The organism is Roseateles sp., assembly GCF_052436255.1.
Taxonomy (GTDB): Bacteria; Pseudomonadota; Gammaproteobacteria; order Burkholderiales; family Burkholderiaceae_C; genus Pelomonas.
Map to the genome: position 1 here is coordinate 1 of NZ_JBQVNP010000247.1, position 4,492 is coordinate 4,492.

Here is a 4,492-nt window from a genome sequence, read left to right on the forward strand (position 1 = left end):
GGTCTGCGTGCTTTACGCCGCCGACCGCGAGCGCATCGCCGTGGCCGGACTGTCGGCCGGCGCCAGCATGGCGGCGCTGCTGGCCACCCGCTATCCGCAGCGCTTCAAGGCCCTGGTCATGCATTCGGGCGTGCCACCGGGCACGGCCAGCTCGACGGTGTCGGCCATTGGCGCGATGCGGGGCCGCCGTGAGCCTCTCGCGCCCCTTGCGCCCGGCGACATCGTCGGGCACTGGCCACCGCTGATGGTCATCCACGGCGAGGCGGACAGCGTGGTGTCGGCCCGCAACGCGGGTGCCGCGGCGCAGATGTGGTCGCAAGCGGCCGGCGCCAGCGAGGGCGAACCACAGCAGCAGCGCCGTGGCCAGCGCTACCCGATGACCGTGACCCATTTCAAGCGCGCCCGCCAGGTGGTGGCGACGCTGGTGGAGGTCGGCGGCCTGGGCCACGCCTGGAGCGGCGGCGCGGCGCGCCAGCGCTTCAGCGACGCCAACGGGCCGGATGCCTCGCGCATGGTGTGGCGCTTCGCAGCGCGACAGTTCGACACACCGACACGCGGCTGAAAGCCCCGCCTTGATCGCGGGGCTTGTGCACCCAACGATGATTCGATAATAATGGAATCATGGATGAACAAGCCGTCGTCAAAGCCCTCGCTGCGCTGGCCCAGCCGCTGCGGCTGCAGGTCTTCCGCGCCCTCGTCGTCGTCGGCGATGCCGGCCTGACGCCCGGCGCGATGCAGGAAGGCCTGGGCGTGGCGCCGGCCACGCTGTCCTTCCACCTCAAGGAGCTGGTCAACGCCGGCCTGGTGACGCAGGAGCGCGCCAGCCGCAACCTCATCTACCGCGCCCACTTCGAACACATGAACGGGCTGCTGGGCTATCTGACCGAGAACTGCTGCCAGGGTAGCGCCTGCGCCGTCGAAGACACCCCCACCGCCTGCACCAACTGCTGACCGGACCCCCATGCTCGACACCTTCAACGTGCTTTTCGTCTGTACCGGCAATTCGGCCCGTTCCATCATGGCCGAGGGCCTGATGAACAGCCTGGGCAACCCGCGCTTCAGGGCGTTTTCGGCGGGCAGCCAGCCCACCCGTGTCGTCAACCCGCTGGCCTTGCAGACGCTGACCGCGCTGCAGGTCCCGGCCGACGGCTTTCGGAGCAAGAGCTGGGCCGAGTTCTCGGCCGCCGGCACGCCCATGATGGACTTCGTCTTCACCGTCTGCGACTCGGCCGCCGGCGAGGTCTGCCCGGTGTGGCCCGGGCAACCCATGACGGCCCATTGGGGCGTGCCCGACCCGGCCGCCGTCGAAGGCAGCGACGACATCAAGCGCCAGGCCTTCCTCGACGTGGCCGTCACGCTCAAGCGCCGCATCGAGCTGCTGCTGGCCCTGCCCATTGCCAAGCTCCAACCCCTGGCCATCCAACACGAGATCAAGCAGATCGGCACCCGCTGAGCATCCCCATGACCACCCACGTCCTCATCCTCTGCACCCACAACTCCGCCCGCAGCGTCCTCAGCGAGGGCATGCTCAATCACCTGGCCGGCAAGCTCGGCAAGGACGTCAAGGCGCACAGCGCCGGCAGCGCACCGAGCGGCCGCATCAATCCCTTCGCGCTGGAGGCGCTGCAGAACGCCGGCGTTGACACCACCGGCTACTTCAGCAAGAGCTGGGACGCCTTCAGCCAGGACGGCGCACCGCCGCTGTCCATCGTCATCACCGTCTGCGACAGCGCCGCGGCCGAGCAATGCCCGGTGTTCTTCGGCGGCAGCAGTCAGCCGGTGAAGGTGCATTGGGGCTACCCCGACCCGTCCCATGCCGAGGGCGGCGACGAAGGCAAGCGCCGCGCCTTCGAGCTGACGCGCCAGGCCATCGGCTATCGCATGCTGCAGCTGCTGCAACTGCCGCTGGGCACGATGGGCAAGGGCGAGCTGCAACAGGCCCTGGCCGAGATCGCCAAGAGCTGACCATGAGCCTGCCCCGCAAGCTCCTCGCCGAAGGCCTGGGCACCGCGCTGCTGCTGGCCGTGGTGATCGGCTCGGGCGTCATGGCCGAGCGCCTGTCGGGCGGCAATGTCGCCCTCGCGCTGCTGGCCAACACACTGGCGACAGTTGGCGGGCTCTACATCCTGATCGAGGTCTTCGGGCCGATCAGCGGCGCCCACTTCAACCCGGCCGTCAGCGCCGTGATGGCCTGGCGCGGCGAGCTGCCGATGCAGGCCCTGGCGCCCTATGTCGCAGTGCAGCTGTTCGGCGCCATGCTGGGCGCGTGGCTGGCGCATGCGATGTTCGACATGAGCCTGTTGCAGTTCTCGGCCAGGCTGCGCAGCGGCACCGGGCAGTGGATCGCCGAGGCCGTGGCCACCTTCGGCCTGGTGCTGGTCATCCTGCGTGCACCGCCGTCGCGGGTCGCGGCCATGGTCGCCGCCTACATCGGCGCGGCCTACTGGTTCACGGCGTCCACCTCGTTTGCCAACCCCGCCGCCGTGTTCGGTCGCATGTTCAGCGACAGCTTTGCTGGCATCGCACCGGTGAGCGCGCCAGGCTTCGTGCTGGCCGAGCTGGCCGGCGCTGCGCTGGCCGTGGCCGCGCACCGGCTGCTGACCGCACCGCCCAAGGAGACCCGTCATGTCTGAGCTGCTGTTTCCCGACGCCACCTTCCCGGCGCTGCGTGCCGATCTCTTCGACCCGCCCACCCAGCAGCGCCTGGCGGTGCCGGCGCCGTCGCAGCACCGGCCGCGCCTCCTCCTCCTCTACGGCTCGCTGCGCGAGCGCTCCTACAGCCGGCTGCTGACCTTCGAGGCCGCCCGCCTGCTGGAGGCCATGGGCGCGGAGGTGCGCATCTTCAACCCGAGCGGCCTGCCGCTGCCCGACGACGCGCCCAGCAGCCACCCCAAGGTGCAGGAGCTGCGCGAGCTGGCCCAGTGGTCCGAGGGCATGGTCTGGACCTCGCCCGAGCGGCATGGCGCCATGACCGGCATCATGAAGGCGCAGATCGACTGGATCCCGCTGAGCTCGGGCGCCGTGCGGCCGACGCAGGGCAAGACACTGGCGGTGATGCAGGTGTCGGGCGGCTCGCAGTCCTTCAATGCCGTCAACCAGCTGCGCGTGCTGGGCCGCTGGATGCGCATGCTGACCATCCCCAACCAGTCCTCCGTCGCCAAGGCCTTCGCCGAGTTCGACGACGACGGCCGCATGAAGCCCTCGGCCTACTACGACCGCGTTGTCGACGTGATGGAGGAGCTGTTCAAGTTCACGCTGCTCACGCGCGATCTCGGGCCCTATCTGGTGGACCGCTACAGCGAGCGCAAGGAGAGCGCCGAGGAATTGTCCACTCGCGTGAACCAGCGCGCCATCTGACCGTCTGACCGAGCGGCGGGGCCCAGGCCCCGTTTCTTTGACCCAAGTAGTTGCTATTGACAACCGATAAGGCAGAACCGAACATGCGCCCGGATAGTTGCTATACACACCCAGATGAACCCGCCCGAGACCACCAGCGCCCCCGGCAGCCTGCTGCGCGAAGTCGCGCGCCTGTACACCCGCGCCCAGCGCGTCGTGGCCGACTGCTGCCGCACCACCAGCACGCAATGCCATCTGCTCACCGAGCTGGGGCGCAGCGGGCCGCTGCCGCTGTCGGAGCTGGGCACGCGGGTCAGCCTGGAGAAGAGCTGGGTGTCGCGTGCCGTGGAGGCCATGGCAGCCCGTGGTTGGGTGAGCAAGGAGCCGAACCCGCAAGACGCAAGGAGCTGGCTCGTCACGCTCACCGCCGACGGCGAACGCACCGTCAATGAGCTGAACCAGACCCTCGACGAGCATGCCCAGCAGTTGCTGGCGTCCTTGAGCGAGCGCGAGCGCGCCGCCGTCGAGACCTCGCTGTTGACGCTCCTGAAGGCCTTGCGCGAAGACGCGGCAGCCAACTGCTGCCTGCCACCGACATCGCCCACAGTGCCTCGGGAGCCCGCCCAGGATTCCAAACCATGTTGCTGAACACCCCCCCTCTCTTGCTCTCCCTGCGCCAGGCCGGCGCGTCCGACTGGCCCGCCGTCGAGGCCTTGCTGCTGGCCAACAAGCTGCCGACCGAAGGCGCACGGGCCCACCTGCCCACCTATCTGCTGGCGACCAGCAACGGCGAGGTCGTCGGCTGCGCCGGTGCCGAGGTCTATGGCCAGGTCGCGCTGCTGCGTTCGGTCGCCGTCGCGCCGGGCCTGCAAAAGCAGGGCATCGGCCGCCTGCTGGTCGAGCGCCTGCTGCACGAGGCGCGCTCGCGCGACATCGCGGCGCTGTACCTGCTGACCGTGACGGCACCCGAGTACTTTGCGCAATACGGCTTCAAGCGCATGAAGAACGAGGACGCCCCGCAGGCGCTGAAGGCCTCGGCCGAGTTCCAGGGCGCCTGCCCGGCCTGCGCGGCGCTGATGGTGCTGACGCTGCGCGAAGCGCCGGTCGTCGACGCGGCGCTGCCGGTCGCGGTGCTCGGCGCCGGCCCCGTCGGCCT

Annotated in this window: 8 protein-coding genes; all 8 read left to right on the plus strand. The window is 69.6% G+C overall.

The features are described 5' to 3' along the window. Positions 1-562 (plus strand): extracellular catalytic domain type 1 short-chain-length polyhydroxyalkanoate depolymerase (locus tag ACT6S0_RS26770; RefSeq protein ID WP_444766769.1); only part of this gene is annotated, 562 nt, incomplete at its 5' end. 59 nt (positions 563-621) lie between these two features. Beyond that, complete coding sequence (locus tag ACT6S0_RS26775) at positions 622-951, plus strand: ArsR/SmtB family transcription factor (protein WP_444766770.1); 330 nt, start codon at positions 622-624, stop codon at positions 949-951. Positions 952-961: 10 nt separating this feature from the next. Continuing rightward, a complete protein-coding gene (locus tag ACT6S0_RS26780) occupies positions 962-1,453 on the plus strand; it encodes an arsenate reductase ArsC (RefSeq protein WP_444766771.1) in 492 nt (163 codons plus the stop codon). Positions 1,454-1,461: 8 nt separating this feature from the next. Next, a complete protein-coding gene (locus ACT6S0_RS26785; RefSeq protein ID WP_444766772.1) occupies positions 1,462-1,965 on the plus strand; it encodes an arsenate reductase ArsC in 504 nt (167 codons plus the stop codon). A 2-nt stretch (positions 1,966-1,967) separates the two neighbouring features. After that, complete coding sequence (locus ACT6S0_RS26790; protein ID WP_444766773.1) at positions 1,968-2,633, plus strand: aquaporin; 666 nt, start codon at positions 1,968-1,970, stop codon at positions 2,631-2,633. Beyond that, positions 2,626-3,357, plus strand: a complete 732-nt coding sequence (arsH, locus tag ACT6S0_RS26795; RefSeq protein ID WP_444766774.1) for an arsenical resistance protein ArsH — start codon at positions 2,626-2,628, stop codon at positions 3,355-3,357. Before ACT6S0_RS26790 ends, arsH begins: the two co-directional genes overlap by 8 nt. A 114-nt stretch (positions 3,358-3,471) precedes the next feature. Further along, entirely contained in the window at positions 3,472-3,984 is a 513-nt protein-coding gene (locus tag ACT6S0_RS26800; protein WP_444766775.1) for a MarR family winged helix-turn-helix transcriptional regulator, read from the plus strand. Beyond that, positions 3,975-4,492 (plus strand): arsenic resistance N-acetyltransferase ArsN2 (gene arsN2, locus ACT6S0_RS26805; protein ID WP_444766776.1); only part of this gene is annotated, 518 nt, incomplete at its 3' end. The genes ACT6S0_RS26800 and arsN2, both read left to right, overlap by 10 nt.